Genomic DNA, 13,562 nt, shown 5'->3' with positions numbered 1-13,562 from the left:
GCAATAACATGCACCGCGCGAGCCATTTCCTTTTCTACTTCGCCTTCATGCTGTGTGCGTCTTCGGCCTGGGCCGGAAAGTACAAGGCGCCCGCAGTCATCATTGCGACGTTGCCGCAATACTGCCTGGCGCAGTACATCGATGGTCTCGAAAACGACAGCCGTTTCCAGATCATCGGCTGCGGCGCCTATTCGAATCACTACTGCCCCGGTCTGGTCGAAATCGCCCAAGCGCGCAAAACCCACGTCATCAGCAAGAAGTCCGAACTGCTGAATTCGGCGCGAAAGAACATGGAGTACACGCTGCGCGGCACGCGGGATCAACCAAACTGCTTTCTGCGCCAGGAAGCGGAGAGCAATCTCAACCTGATCAACACCATGCTCAAGTCGATACCGAGCAAAGCTCGCTGACCGCCCCCATCGTGAATTCTCCGGCACGCATCCTTTTCGTCGAAAACGGAATCGGCTACGGTGGTGCAGTCATCTGCCTGCGCCATCTGGTTCGCAATCTCGATCGGGAACAGTTCGTACCGGTCGTGCTGACCGGCCGCGGCGGACCGCTCTACCAGGACATCAGCCGCGATTCGGAATGGCTCTGCATTTCGGACCGGATCATAGACATTCCATACTGGCGCAACAGGCTGCTCGCCAGCCGTCTGGCCCGGTCGCTGCCGTGGCTCGGCACACTGCTGAACCAGGCCCTGTCCCGCATCGACGACCTGGTGAATTTCCTCCCGAGCTTCCTGAGGACTACATTGTTCATGATGCGCTGGAAGCCGGATCTCGTACATGTGAACAACGAGCCGTTGTGCAATCGCGCAGCAGTGCTTGCGGCGAGCTTGCTGCGTGTGCCGCTGGTCTGCCACGTACGCGGCGAACAGCGTGGTTCGTTCATGATGCGTAGCCTGTTCCAATTGCCCCGCATGTTCATTCCGGTGTCTGACTGGATCGCTGCCGAAGTCGAAAAGATCGGCATTCCTCGCGCCCGCATACGCCGCATCTACGACGGCATCGAACTAGACAAGCTCGACCCGGAGGCCGACGCAAGCCGGCTGCGTGCAGCCTGGGGCATACCGGAGGGTGGCTTCGCGGTGGGGCTGGTCGGACTGCTCATTCCGTGGAAAGGACAACGGCTGTTCCTTGATGCCGGCCGCAGGCTGCTGCAGGTCAACCCGCGCATGTACCTCATCATCGTCGGTGGTACACCCGACGAATGCGAGCCCTATGAACAGGAGCTTCGCGAACTGGCCGCCCACCCCGAGTTTCTTGGACGGGTCGTGTTTGCCGGCCACCTGAGCTCAATGTCCGAAGCCTACAACGCACTCGACATCGTGCTGTCAGCTTCGATTTCGCCCGAGCCCCTCGGCACCGTGGTGATCGAGTCGATGACCCTGGGACGACCGCTGATCGCGCCGGCCCACGGGGGGGCCCTAGAAATGGTTCAGCATGGCAGCACAGGATTGCTGTTCCGTCCAGGCGACGCCGACTCACTTGCCGACACCATTCAGGAACTGCACGACTCGCCCGAGTTGCGCATCCGGCTTGGCGAGGCCGCCCGACGCATGGCCTATGAAACTTTCGCTATTCGCACGCACGTCGAGGCGGTGCAGGGCACTTACCGCGAACTGCTGCAGCTTGATGCAAGGTCCGGCATTGCGCCGGGTGGCCGATGAGTGCGGACAGGGCGCGCGCCTGACCTTGCCATGCACCCGCTTCTATCGAAGACACTGCGCCGGGTTGCAGGCCTGACGCTGGCCCTGCTGTCGCGCCTGCCGTGTCTGGCGCGCTTCGAACACCGGCAGTACCGACAGCTGCTGTCGTACGCCCTCGGTGAGGGCGGCCAAGGCTCGAAACCCCTCTACGCCCAGCTCCCACTGGACCAACACCGGGTAAGGGCGGTACTGCGCCGTTTCGAGCAGTACCGCGTAATTGACCCTACCCACCTGTCTGCGGACGACGGTGAGTGGCTGAAACAGGCCGGGTTGAAGCTCGAACACATCCTGCGTAGCATTCCTTTAAGCGATGACGATGCCACCGTGGTCCTGCAATGCGCTTCGATGCGCAGCGGACGCATGCACTGCATTTGTCCGTTCAGTGGAGAGAGGATCGAAAGCAGCAGTTCTCTGCTCGCGCAGACCGGTCAGCCCATCTATTACGTGTTCCGCGCCGGGGGCCACCCTCTGCTGCTCGCAGTCGGCAGGGATACGACTGGGTTTTCGCCGCTGTATTTCTATCTCCCAGCGCTTGATCTGGTCGTTCTTCTGGGTAGCAGCGCGTGGGCCTGGCTGGGTCGCAACGAACTGGACCAGATTCGTTCCTTCACGATTGTGAGGGCCGACGCCGTCGTTGCCTATCTTGGTCACCCGACCCGGTCGCTGGCTGCACTGGTCGACCACACCCATTTCGCCCATCAGATATGGAACGTGCTGCCCGGCATTCATGCACTGCTCGATCGTGGCGTGGATCCGGCGATCGCAAGCTGGCGGGTGGTGCACGAGCCGATCGCCCCCCTCGACAGCGTGTTCCCGGAACTGAGCACGGTGGATATTCAACGGATGAGCGAGGCAGCGGTTCCGGAGGCAGTGCTTTCGGAGCGGCTTTTCTTGCTGCGCCCGGGATCGCGCCGACTGACGCCGCAGCTGATCCAGCGTGTCAAGCAGGCAGTGGCGCCGCTCTCGCCCCCCGATCTTGTCCAGCGCATGCAATTTCTCCGACAGCAGTACTGGCCCATCCTGTGGCTGACCGTGCGCGCCGATACGCGCACTTGGCAGGACTTCGCGTCGGGCATGGCATGCGTCCTCGATACGCTGCACGCGCGCTATCCGAAGCTTGGCGTGGTGCTCGATGGTTACGCGCTCCCACGTACGCAATCGGCAGCGAATGTACGCCAATCTGCTGCCATCGCGGCCGAACGAGCCATCGCCGAAGCACTGACTGCGCACTGCGCGCATCCGTACGTGATACTCGAAATGATCGGCGATCCGCTGCCGGTGAGCATCCACGCAACGTCGCTTGCCGATTGCTATGTGGCCCATCACGGAACGCTGCAGCACAAGGTCGCCTGGTTCGCTGATGCACCGGGCATCGTGCATTCGAACCGATGCATGCTGGCCGGCAGCGACGGCTCGCTGCGTCACTACCCTGCTTTTGCTGCCAGCCCGTCCACACGTTCGCCGCATTACCTGCCTCCGGAGGCGGTAACCGACCTGCCCGGTACGTCTTCACCGGGCAGCGCAGGCTGGCACAATCCGCTCGAGAACTACTCGGTCGACCCCGCGCAACTGCTCGCCGCCCTGCAGTGGATGCTGGACGAACTGGACGCGCGGCCGATGGAGAACCGCAGCACCTGAGCCGCCGTTTCAGCTTGCTCATTCATCTGCAGAACGCCGGCAGGGTCGGTGCGGACGCGCACTATCGAAGCGGGTCGATCCGACCGACGAGCGCACGATTCAGCTTTTCGCCGATCAAGCCCGCTGCATGGTCCGACACATGATCCGTGTTCCCGTAAAGCATCCGGCCGTCGCGGATGCTGTAGCAACCGCCCCGCTTCTGGTCGCACAGAACGGACAGGGTGTCGAATACGGTCACTTCGCCCGCCGGATGATCGCTGCGGATGCGCTCAAGTACACGCCTGTACTGCGCCGACGATTGAAGGTGTTCGTCGATGCCAATCCTGCAGGGCCGGTTCTTTTCGGCGAGCGACAGCAGCGCATTCAGTCCGTCGAGTGCGGTCCGCCTTTCGAGGCAGTTCTGCGGGTAAGGCAGGGTCGGGTTGTCGACCACCAGCACCACCCTCTTTCCCGCGGCAACCAGTCTGCTCACGACGTTTCCGAGCCCGACGTAGGCTGTCTCCGCATGCGGGCTGTCGGGCAGATCCGCAATCGTGCGGTCGGACCGCAAGTCGAACAATGTCCGTGTCGCCACGGCTACCGCGACGACATCGACCTGACGGAGCGAAGACACGTATTCGACAATGTGTTCGGTCGCATCGCGATGACGCTCGTGACGCGCGTACGGCGACAGCAACGGCGCAGCCGGCGCACCATCGCTGGCGGTGCCGCCGACATAAGCCCAGCGCATCCCCGGGATCGACGTGCGCATGAGCCCGGACGCCAGTGCCATGGCCTTGCTGTCACCGATGAGCACGAGGCGGATCTGATCGCGCAGGTCGGCCACACATTCAAGATCTGCTGCAGCGGGGTGTTCGCCGAGCGGTGCACAGTCACGCCCGGTCGGAAAGCCGGCATCGCCGCCGTCACGCCCTGATGAGAGCGATCGATTCATCGACACTACCGGCCGCTCGGGTAAGCCCTGTAAAAAGTAGATTGCTGCGCCAGCCAGCGTCAGTGCCGCCAGTACCCCCATACAGATCGCGATGGACAGACGACCTCCGTGAACTCGCACCGGTGTTTCGACAAATCGATAGAGCAGATACGACATCGCCAGCGCCACCAGCAGGCACATAACAAGATCGGTTGCCGAAGGCATCGGCGTCGCAATGCGAACAAAGGTGAGCAAGGGCCAGTGCAGCAGGTAGAGCGGATAGCTGAGTAGCCCGAACCACACCAGAACGGGGGCGGACATCAAGCGGCGGTTGATTGAGCTGCCGGATGTCACAATCAGTAGCACTGCACCGAGCACAGGCGGCAACGCCCAGACGCCCGGAAAGGCGAAAGAACGGTCCAGCCACAGAAAGCTGCACACGATGAGCGCCAGCCCGGACAGCGAAACCGCCGAACCCAACCGCCCGCTCAACCGGATGCGTCCGCTCGCCAGCGCGTGCGCCGTCAGGCCACCTGCCGCAAGTTCCCAGAAGCGACTGAATGGCATATAGAACGACGCTGACGGCTTCAACCAGACCAGCGTTTCGCTGATCAGCAGCGACAGGCCGGCCAGTACCGAAACCCATGCGACGAATGACCGCTGGCGACGCCAGATCGCCGCCAGCAGCAAGGGCCAGACGATGTAGAACTGCTCTTCGACCGCAAGACTCCAGAGGTTGAGCAGAGGCTTGCTCTCCGCCGCGTGGTCGAAGTACCCGCTCTCGAGGAAGTAGATCAGATTGGACGTGAAGCTGGCGCTGGCGACCACATGCTTGCCCACCTCGCGGTACTCGTCGTCGAGACAAATGAACCAGCCCAGCGCCAGGACCAGCGCAAGTGAAGTCAGCAATGACGGAAAGATGCGCCGCACGCGGCGGGCGTAAAACCCGGCCAGGCTGTAGCGTCCGGTCTGCAGGTCCTTCTGCAGGATGGAGGTGATCAGAAAGCCGGAAATGACGAAGAACACATCGACCCCGACGAAGCCGCCAGGCAGCCAGGTCGGAAAGGCATGGAAAATGCAGACCGACAGCACAGCGAGCGCCCTCAGCCCATCAATGTCGGGGCGGTAGGCGTGCGCGTGGCCAGGCATTGCGTCGTTCCTGTGTCGGAGCCAAGTTAAAGTCTGAACGATCAGACACTCTGCTAGAGCACACTATCGTCAGGGTGGTCGAAAGTGCCGGTCATCAGGCAGAGCGTCGTCCGAGGCCCAGGAGATTCAGCCCCAGACGGCCGATGAACCGCAGACGCTGGACGGAAAAATGATGGCGCTGACTGTTCAGCCAAGCCTTGAAGGGCGTCGCAACTTCGCCCCGTTGCGCCAGTTCATAAGCCAGATCGAACCATGACTTGGCCGCGGCGACATGCAGGATGTCCATGCGGTCCTGCGCATGGCTTTCGGTTTTTGCACGCTGAATCAGGCGCTCGATCAGATCGACTCCGGCCCACAGGAATTCGACGAAGCGGTCGCTGCGCGAGGCGTAGCTCTGACCATCGCAACGCTGCAGGTAGAGCCCCTCCTCGATCAGGCCGACGCGCAGGTAAAGGGCGGCACGGATGGCCCAGTCCGAGCGGTCCAGGATGCGTCCTTCGCGGAACTCGCCCAACCGGGCGGCCGCTTCGGTGCGCAGCACCTGTTGCTGAAGCGCCATCGGCACCCGGCGGAGGATGGCGGGAAGCAGTGCGGCACCGAACTCGCGTACTCCGGGTTCCAGAACCACCCCGCCCGCCTCATCGAGGAATCGCTGCGTCGAACTGACGAAATCGGCTCTTGATGCATCGGCGTGCTTGCCGAACCAGGACACCCCCAAGCACACCAGATCGAGCGTCGGATAGCGATCAAGGGCAGACCGCGCAGCGGCCAGAAAACGCGGCGCCAGCAAGTCATCATCATCGAGGAACGCCAGAATCCGGCCTCTGGCGTGCCGTATGGCGGTGTTGCGCGAGGCGGCACTGCCGCGCGGCGCGTCGTGGCGCAGCACCTGGATGCGTGAACCGTAACGTGCGGTCATTGCCTCGGCATCGACCGCCGGTGTCGATCCATCGTCGACGAGCACGATTTCCCAGTCGGACTCCGTTTGTGCCACCACGCTGTCAAGCGCTTCGACCAAAAGGACCGGACGATTGTGCGTGGCCACCAGCACCGAAAGAGTTGGGTTCACTGCGGACCTCGTTGCGAAGACGTGACGATGCGTGACGACAATTGACCGGTCGGCGGGGGTACCGGGTGAGGCGGGCCGACCAGGCCCGCCGCCCGCTCGCGCTCCCGCTCGTCGAGCTTGGCGTCCAGCAGATGGGCAGACACCACGATCAGCGCTACCAGGTGGTAGTACAGATCGAAGTAGGCAAGTCCGAGAAAAGCCCCCCCGGCGGCATAGCCCGCCATGCTCACCTGAACCATGGCCATCAGATCGGCCATCCACTTCAGCGCCGGATCCTTTGCACTTCGTTTGCGCACACGGGTGGCGGTCCGCCAGGCCATCAGGGCGAGCAGAAGGAACATGAACAGTCCGACGAATCCGTGCTCACCCAGCACTTCGAAGTAAATGCTGTGCACGTCGTGGTAGTCCAGCGGGTTGGGCGCAAGTCGATAGAACAGATGAGGATGGAAAGTCTCGAATCCGCCTCCGACAAGCGGTCGCTCCATAGCCAGGTTGTATGCGAACCACCACGCGTTGATGCGACCCATCGCCGATTCGTCCTCGTCGTAGGTCTTGATGGTGTTCATCCGCTCGTAGTACTCGGCCGGCATGATCGCAATGACCATGCCGACAGCGGCAACGATCATGCAGGCAGTCATGAATTTCTTCCGGCTCTTCAGCCAGAAAAAACCTCCCATGATGCCCATGGCGAGCAGCGCACCGCGCGAATGGCTGCCGATGGCGGCGATCGCGCTGAACAGGATGGCGCCACCCAGCCCCATTCTCAGCCAGGCCTGCGAGGTATTGAGCTGCAGGAAACGGATCAGCGGAATGCACATGACCAGTGCCAGGGCCAGTTCGTTGTTGCCACCGATGAAGGTGCCGGGCGGGCCCTGTACGCGATAGGCGCCCCCGTTGATCAGGGTGAAAATGCCGCCCTTGATGCCGAAGAAGCCCAGCGACAGCGCAATCGCCCACACCATCGCGATGACGCGCTCGCGGGAATTGATCAGTATCAAGGTGATGAAGGTCATGAACTGGATCTTCAGTACCTTGACCAGCTGCTCCCATGCCGCGTCGGGGTAATAGGCAAACCCGGTGGTCACGCACATCCACAGGACGAACGCCAGCAACCACTTGCTCTCACGCGTCCAGGGTATTTCGAATTTCACCTTCTGCGACACCATGCCGATCAGGGTCGCCAGCACGATGACCTGTGCGAATGGAAAGTTGTACGCGAAACCCCAGGACAGCCGGTGCGGATTCATGTAGCTGATCCAGCACCACAGCAGGATGCCTATCCACGGTCGCCGCAGAATGAGCGGAATGCTGCCGAAGATCACAAGGGTTGTGAAGATATCGCGCACGCGACCTCCGGACTGACATGGCTCACGACGTAGCGGAACTTGCCCGATTTTTCTGCCGGAATCTGATCGACGATCTGCACGTCGATGTGAACCGAAGCACCGAGGCGTGCTCCGAGGCCGGCGCGAATGAACTCGACCGCATCACTGCGTAGTTCCGGTCCGGCAACGATGAATACCGTCGTGCGATCAAGCGCTTCCTGCACGATCTTGAATGCCGACACACCTGGCAGATCGCGCAACACGTAGATCAGTGCAAGCCCGTGCATGATGGTGCCGTCGGCGGCAACGATGAAGTCAGTCGTGCGCCCCTGAATTTCCTTCATGACCGGCAGGTTGCGCCCGCACGTGCAGCGCTCGGCCGAGAGCGTTCCGATGTCGCCTGTTCGATAGCGGATGAACGGATAGTCGCCGGTGGCCAGGTGCGTGACTACAATTTCGCCGGGCTCGCCCTGCGGCAGCACGCGCCCGTCGGGCGACACGATTTCGACCACCACGTCCTCGGCCGTGATGTGCATCGAACCGGCCGGGCACTGATGGGCGATGAAGCCCGCGTCGCGACCGCCGTAGCCATTGGCGACCGGCGCGCCGAACGCCTCGCTGATGGCGTGGCGCTGATGGTCGTACAGCCGCTCCGAGGTGACGAACACGACCCGTATGCCGACATCGTCAAGACGTACGCCCCGCTTCGACGCATGCGCAGCGATCAGCGAAAAGGCAGAGGGGTAGCCGAACAGCATGGCCGGCTTCATGCGGCGTATGTCGTCCAGAAAGCCATCGAGGCGATCTTCCGACATTTCGAACGCGGGCAGCAGGCGCGTGCGCATCAGTGCGTCGCGATAACGCCGAACGCGATCCTGCGCGCCAATTTCGATCGGGCTGCCCCACAGCACGATTTCCCGATCGCCAATGTCAACGTCCCACCAACGCGTCGCGCGCCATTTTGCCGCCACGTCGCGGCTGACGCGCTCGGCGCCGATGAAGAAGATCAGCGGTTCGCCGCTGGAGCCGCCGGTATTGAAGCGCGCCAGTCCGACTGCATCATCCGCCCGCAGGGCATCCTGGTTGGCGCGAATGACCGCCTTGGTGAGGAAAGGCAGCCGGGCCAGATCGGCCTTCGGATGAGCCGTCATAGGATCGAATCCGATCCGGGCGAACAGGTCGCGATAGTAGGGGACCTGGGTGGCTGCACGTTTGAGCAGACGACTCAGGCGCTCGGCCTGCAACGCTTCGATCTGAGCCGGCGACCACCACTGGCTCGCTTCCAGCGCCTTGCGGTCGGATACCGTGGAATGGTGCTTGATGCGTTCCTGCAGCGGAAACACCAGGCCGGATATCAGGCGTGTGTAGAGCGATGCCATCATGCTCCGCCGGACAATCCGGTCGCGCAGGTGCGACCTGCGCGCGCCAGCGTCTCGAATTCAGCGATCAGCACCTTCACCCTTTCATCCCACGTATTGGCACGGGCATGAGCGATGATGCGGTCCCTGTCCCAATGCTGTACCAGCGCATCATCAAGCGCATGGCCCAGCGCGGTAGCGTCCCCGAAAGGCACAATGCGGCCGAGTGCCGGATCGCTGACCACTTCGCGATTGCCGCCTACATCGGTGGTGATCACCGGCAGACCGCACGCCATCGCCTCAAGGAACACGTTCGCCCAACCTTCATTGCGAGTGGCCAGCACGAAGACGTCGGCGGCGGACAGCACCATGCTCAAATCCGCCGGCTTCATCGGGCCGCAGAACACGACATGCGCCTGCAGAGACAGGCTATCGACCTGCGCACGAAGTTCCGCTTCCATATTGCCCTCCGGGCTTCCCCCCCCGACCACCAGGTAGCGCAGGCCGGGATGGCGGGCGATCAGCGAGGGCAGGCATTCGATGACGCGATGCACGCCCTTGCGTTCAACCAGGGCGCCGACGCTGATCAGCACCTTCGCGTTGTCCGGCAGGTTCCACCTGCGTCTCGCGTCGCGACGGTCGACCGGCGAAAACTTGTCGATGTCTACGCCATTGCCGACCACGCGACCTTTGGCGGCCGGCATACCCAGTTCTATCGCCAGCTGACGCAGCGACTCGGAGACCGCAAGGACGCGGTCGGCTCGCAGCAGTGCCTGCGCGAGCAACGGCCGGATCACCGAATTGCGGCTGTGCGGCACTTCGGTTCCGCGCAGCGTGATGGCGCATGGCACGCCGAACCAGCGAGCGAGCAGCGTCGCAGCGTAGCCGTCGGGATAGGCGAAATGCGCGTCGATCAGGGCGAAATCAAAGCCCTGCTTTTTCAGGCGCCGCATCGTGGGCCATGCGCCAAGCGCCATAAAGAAGCCATCGAAGCGGCGCAGCAAGCCAGGCAAGGCGAAGAACAGCGGAAAATGCACCTGCACACCGTCCTGGACTTCGTGTTCCGGCGCCGGCGGGCGATATCCGGGTCGAAAACGCCGGATCAGGGACTGCCCCGGACACCACGGCCTCGGCGAGACCACGATCAGCGGCAGGTGCCGGCCGACGCGGAACATCCTTTCGCGGATGAACAGGCCGGTCCCCGGCGCACCGGCATGCGGGAACAGGCTGGACAACAGCACGATGGGCGTGTCAGACACCGGGTGCTCCAAGGGCGCGATATACCGACTTGTAACGCACCACCGACACCGCCCAGTTGCGCTCCGTTTCGACATAGCGCCGGCCCGCATCGCGCATGCGCGGCCAGCTCTCCTGAAGGGAGAGCATGCGCAGCACGCTGCGTGCGAGATCATCGGCGTCGCCCGCTCGAAACAGCAGACCGGTTTCGCCGTCACGTATCAGTTCCTTGTGCCCGCCGACGTCGGAGGCGACCAGCAGCAGGCCCTGTGCCATCGCTTCCAGCGGCTTGAGCGGCGTCACCAGCTCGGTCAGGCGCATCGAATGGCGAGGATAGACCAGCACGTCGACCAGGCTGTAATAGCGCTGCACCTGCGCGTGCGGCACCCGGCCGGTGAATTTCACGTGGTCCTGCAGGCCCAGCTCGGCCGCAAGTTTTCTCAGATTGTCGTCCTGCGGACCGCCACCGGTCAGCAGCAGCGCAATGTCGGGCGCCTCGCGCAGAATGGCCGGCAAGGCGCGCAACAGCAGATCGAGCCCTTCGTAGGCGTAAAAGGAGCCGATGAAGCCGAGCACCCGCCTGCCGGTCAGGCCCAGTTCGGCGCGCAGCGCATCGTCGCCGGGCACGCCGAAGGCGAAATTGTCGATGTCCACCGCATTCGGAATGACGGTGATCTTCGATTCCGGCACGCCGCGCGACACCAGATCCTTGCGCAGACCTTCGCAGATAGTGGTGACCGCGTCTACCGCCCGCACGGCTCGCGTTTCCATCGCGCGGGTTGCGCGGTAGCGCAGGCTGCCCTCTGTGGTGGTGCCGTGGTCGACCGCGGCATCTTCCCAGAAGGCACGAATTTCATAGACCACCGGAATGCCCAGTTGGCGCCCGACACGCAAAGCAGGAAAGGCGTTGAGAACCGGCGAATGCGCATGCAGCACGTCCGGCCGCACTTCGCGTGCCACCTCGAGCAGACGCTGCTCGAGCACGCGCATCTGTGTCCGCTCGCGCAGCACCGGCACCTGTTCGAGCGTACCCGGAGACCACTGCGTGCGGTGAAAGATCAGCCCGTCAACCTCCTCGACCAGCGGCCCGGGCGCGGTGTGCTTGACGCCGGTGACGTGATGCGTGTCCCAGCCCAGCTTGCGTTGTTCACGCAGGATGGCGGCTGTGCGGAAGGTGTATCCGCTGTGCAGCGGAATGGAATGGTCGAGTACGTGCAGGATGCGCATCGCGGTCGAGTGCTCAGGCGGCATCGCGTATGGTCTGGCCGTCTTGATTGCGCAGGAAAGCTTCGAACATCAGCAGTGACCACAGCGACGCGCTGTAATCGCTGCGCCCGGATTGATGGGCGTCCACCAGATGTTCCAGGTACGGCCGATTGAACCAGCCAGTATCTGCGAGCCGGCTGCCGAGCACGGCTTCGCGCACGCGCTGCTTCAGCGGACCGCGGAACCAGCGGGCCAGCGGCACCGAAAACCCCATTTTGGGGCGGTACATGATGTCGTTCGGAAGATGCGTTTCAAGCGATTTCTTCAACAGGTACTTGCCCTCCTGGCCGCGTATCTTCAGCGAAGAAGGCAACGTTGCCAGCCATTCCACCAGCGGATGGTCCATCAGCGGTTCGCGCACCTCGAGCGAATGCGCCATGCTGGCGCGATCGACCTTGGTGTTGATGTCGCCGACCAGGTAGGTGTTCAGGTCGAGGTACTGCACCAGCGACAAGGGCTCGTCGGAATGATGACGCGCGGCGTGGCGGTGGAACACCTCGACCGCGTTGTAGCCGCCGAGCGCCGACTTCATCTTCGGGCTGAACAGCCGCTCGCGCATCGGATCGCGCAGGATGGACACGGAGTGGAAATAGGCCTCGACCGAGGTGCGCGCCAGCGATTCGAAGGTGCTCTTGGCGCGGAACATGCGCGGCGCCCAGTCGGCCTTCGGGTACAGATGGCCGAGGGTGCCGAACAGCGGCCGGCGCAGGCCCAGCGGCAGGCGCGAGCGCAACTGTTCTTCCATCACGTGCAGGCGGTAGCGGCGGTAGCCGCCGAAGCTTTCGTCGCCGCCGTCGCCGGACAGCGCGACTGTCACGTGCTTGCGCGCCAGCTGGCACACGCGGTAGGTCGGCAGCGCCGAACTGTCGGCGTAGGGTTCGTCGTACAGCCAGGCCAGCGTGTCGATCAGGTCGAAGTCGTCGGAGGCGACCATCTCGACCCGGTGGTTGGTGTGGTAGCGGTCGGCCACCTGCTGTGCGAAGCGCGACTCGTCGAAGGCCGGGTCGTCAAAGGCAATGGCGCAGGTATTGACCGGCGTGTCGGCGGACTGCGCCATCATCGCCACGACGGCGCTCGAATCGACGCCGCCGGACAGGAAGGCGCCCAGCGGCACTTCCGAAATCATGCGCAGGCTGACCGATTCGCGCAGGCGGCGGATCAGTTCTTCTTCCGCTTCGACCTCGTCGATCGCGTTGACCTGGCTGAAGTCGACGTCCCAGTAGCGGCGCGGCGCCAGCGGCGTGACACCGCGGCGGATGCATAGACTGTGCGCCGGTTCGAGCTTGAAGGCGTGGCGATAGATGGTGCGCGGATCGGCGACATAGCCGAGCGCGAAGTATTCCTCGACCGCGTGCGGATCGAGCGCGAGCGACAGACCGCCATGCGCGGTCAGGGCCTTCAGTTCCGATCCGAAGATAAGCTGGCCGTCCGGCAGCAAGGCATAGAAGAGCGGCTTGACGCCGAGCCGGTCGCGGGCGAGGAAAAGCGTACCGGTGTTGCGGTCGAAGAGCGCGAACGCGAACATGCCGCGAAAGCGCTGCACGCAGTCTTCGCCCCACTGCTCCCACGCGTGCACGATCACTTCGGTGTCGCTGCGTGTGCGGAAGGTATGACCCAGCGCCGTCAGTTCGGGAATGAGCGACTGGAAGTTGTAGATCTCGCCGTTGAACACGACGATGACCGATCCGTCTTCGTTGGCCAGCGGCTGCTGGCCGCTCGCGACGTCGATGATGGACAGGCGGCGATGCCCGAGCCCGACACCGGGCTCGATGTGCAGGTCACCTTCGTCCGGGCCGCGGTGATGCTGCGACTCGTTCATGCGGTGCAGTACGTCACGCACGATGTCGCGACGGTTGCGCGTGTCGAAAATGCCAACGAAACCGCACATGCAGGAGGA

Annotated in this window: 10 protein-coding genes; 3 read left to right on the top strand and 7 right to left on the bottom strand. The window is 63.2% G+C overall.

Annotated elements, in window-relative coordinates:
• Positions 1-8: 8 nt before the first annotated feature.
• The 3 genes from NMQ14_RS01485 to NMQ14_RS01475 are packed head-to-tail and all read left to right on the top strand — an operon-like array spanning position 9 to position 3,349.
• On the top strand, positions 9-410 hold the full coding sequence (locus NMQ14_RS01485; protein WP_257092819.1) for a hypothetical protein: 402 nt from the start codon (positions 9-11) through the stop codon (positions 408-410).
• Between the two features lie 11 nt (positions 411-421).
• On the top strand, positions 422-1,672 hold the full coding sequence (locus tag NMQ14_RS01480) for a glycosyltransferase family 4 protein (protein ID WP_257092818.1): 1,251 nt from the start codon (positions 422-424) through the stop codon (positions 1,670-1,672).
• A 30-nt stretch (positions 1,673-1,702) separates the two neighbouring features.
• Positions 1,703-3,349 carry a hypothetical protein gene (locus NMQ14_RS01475; protein WP_257092816.1) on the top strand — a complete coding sequence of 549 codons (1,647 nt, stop codon included), beginning with the start codon at positions 1,703-1,705 and terminating at the stop codon, positions 3,347-3,349.
• Positions 3,350-3,410: 61 nt separating this feature from the next.
• Here NMQ14_RS01475 and NMQ14_RS01470 read toward each other — a convergent pair whose 3' ends face one another.
• The 7 genes from NMQ14_RS01470 to NMQ14_RS01440 form a co-directional block, all read right to left on the bottom strand.
• Positions 3,411-5,411, bottom strand: a complete 2,001-nt coding sequence (locus NMQ14_RS01470; protein ID WP_257092815.1) for an acyltransferase family protein — start codon at positions 5,409-5,411, stop codon at positions 3,411-3,413.
• Between the two features lie 94 nt (positions 5,412-5,505).
• Positions 5,506-6,480, bottom strand: coding sequence for a glycosyltransferase (locus tag NMQ14_RS01465; RefSeq protein WP_257092812.1), 975 nt, complete (start codon positions 6,478-6,480; stop codon positions 5,506-5,508).
• Positions 6,477-7,826: a putative O-glycosylation ligase, exosortase A system-associated gene (locus tag NMQ14_RS01460; RefSeq protein WP_257092810.1), complete on the bottom strand. Its 1,350-nt coding sequence runs from the start codon at positions 7,824-7,826 to the stop codon at positions 6,477-6,479. The genes NMQ14_RS01465 and NMQ14_RS01460 overlap by 4 nt, the downstream gene beginning before the upstream one ends.
• Entirely contained in the window at positions 7,799-9,184 is a 1,386-nt protein-coding gene (locus NMQ14_RS01455; RefSeq protein WP_257093214.1) for a phenylacetate--CoA ligase family protein, read from the bottom strand. Before NMQ14_RS01455 ends, NMQ14_RS01460 begins: the two co-directional genes overlap by 28 nt.
• Positions 9,184-10,338: a glycosyltransferase gene (locus tag NMQ14_RS01450; RefSeq protein ID WP_306441031.1), complete on the bottom strand. Its 1,155-nt coding sequence runs from the start codon at positions 10,336-10,338 to the stop codon at positions 9,184-9,186. Before NMQ14_RS01450 ends, NMQ14_RS01455 begins: the two co-directional genes overlap by 1 nt.
• 76 nt (positions 10,339-10,414) lie before the next feature.
• A complete protein-coding gene (locus NMQ14_RS01445; RefSeq protein WP_257092808.1) occupies positions 10,415-11,626 on the bottom strand; it encodes a TIGR04063 family PEP-CTERM/XrtA system glycosyltransferase in 1,212 nt (403 codons plus the stop codon).
• A 13-nt stretch (positions 11,627-11,639) separates the two neighbouring features.
• Complete coding sequence (locus tag NMQ14_RS01440; RefSeq protein ID WP_257092806.1) at positions 11,640-13,553, bottom strand: XrtA/PEP-CTERM system amidotransferase; 1,914 nt, start codon at positions 13,551-13,553, stop codon at positions 11,640-11,642.
• Positions 13,554-13,562 lie beyond the last annotated feature (9 nt).

Source organism: Methyloversatilis sp. XJ19-13, from assembly GCF_024580155.1.
GTDB lineage: Bacteria > Pseudomonadota > Gammaproteobacteria > Burkholderiales > Rhodocyclaceae > Methyloversatilis.
The sequence above is the reverse complement of the archived record's forward strand: the minus strand, read 5'-3'. Positions and strand labels throughout refer to the sequence as shown.

Excerpts from the sequence above, each read along its gene's own strand:
- NMQ14_RS01455 (WP_257093214.1), bottom strand. The coding sequence starts at position 9,184 with ATGGCATCGCTCTACACACGCCTGATATCCGGCCTGGTGTTTCCGCTG.
- NMQ14_RS01485 (WP_257092819.1), top strand. The coding sequence starts at position 9 with ATGCACCGCGCGAGCCATTTCCTTTTCTACTTCGCCTTCATGCTGTGT.
- NMQ14_RS01440 (WP_257092806.1), bottom strand. The coding sequence starts at position 13,553 with ATGTGCGGTTTCGTTGGCATTTTCGACACGCGCAACCGTCGCGACATC.
- NMQ14_RS01445 (WP_257092808.1), bottom strand. The coding sequence starts at position 11,626 with ATGCGCATCCTGCACGTACTCGACCATTCCATTCCGCTGCACAGCGGA.
- NMQ14_RS01450 (WP_306441031.1), bottom strand. The coding sequence starts at position 10,338 with ATGTTCCGCGTCGGCCGGCACCTGCCGCTGATCGTGGTCTCGCCGAGG.
- NMQ14_RS01475 (WP_257092816.1), top strand. The coding sequence starts at position 1,703 with ATGCACCCGCTTCTATCGAAGACACTGCGCCGGGTTGCAGGCCTGACG.
- NMQ14_RS01470 (WP_257092815.1), bottom strand. The coding sequence starts at position 5,411 with ATGCCTGGCCACGCGCACGCCTACCGCCCCGACATTGATGGGCTGAGG.